Source organism: Streptomyces rugosispiralis (genome assembly GCF_024505145.1).
Lineage (GTDB): Bacteria > Actinomycetota > Actinomycetes > Streptomycetales > Streptomycetaceae > Streptomyces > Streptomyces rugosispiralis.
Genome location: NZ_JANIAA010000240.1, coordinates 1 through 443 on the forward strand (window position 1 = coordinate 1; position 443 = coordinate 443).

At 67.3% G+C, this 443-nt stretch carries 1 protein-coding gene; it reads left to right on the forward strand.

Features of this window, described 5'->3' with window-relative positions; all coding sequences use genetic code 11:
- Positions 1 to 443: acyltransferase domain-containing protein (locus tag NP777_RS47250; RefSeq protein WP_256656379.1), on the forward strand; the 443-nt coding region annotated here is incomplete at both ends.

The following is a 443-nucleotide window of genomic DNA, read 5'->3' on the forward strand; positions in this document are numbered from 1 at the left end:
GGGGTATTGGTACCGCAATCTGCGTCAGACGGTGCGTTTCGAGGAGAGCGTGCGCGCCCTGCTGGGCGACGGTTTTCAGGTGTTTGTCGAGGCCAGTGCCCATCCGGTGCTCACGATGGGTGTGGAGGAGACGGCCGAGGATCACGGCACTCGTGTTACCGCCGTTGGTTCGCTGCGCCGCGACGAAGGCGGTCTGGAACGCTTCATGACCTCCTTGGCCGAGGCGTACGTGGGCGGCGCGTCCGTCGACTGGGCTGGCGTCTTTGCGGGAACGGGCGCGGAGCGCGTCGATCTGCCGACGTATGCCTTCCAGCGCACCCACTTCTGGCTGGAGTCCGAGGTTATTGACGTCGCTGGTGATGTGGCGTCGGTGGGGCTGGACGCGGCGGGGCATCCGTTGCTGGGGGCCGCTGTGCCGCTGCCCGGCTCCGACGGGTTCCTGT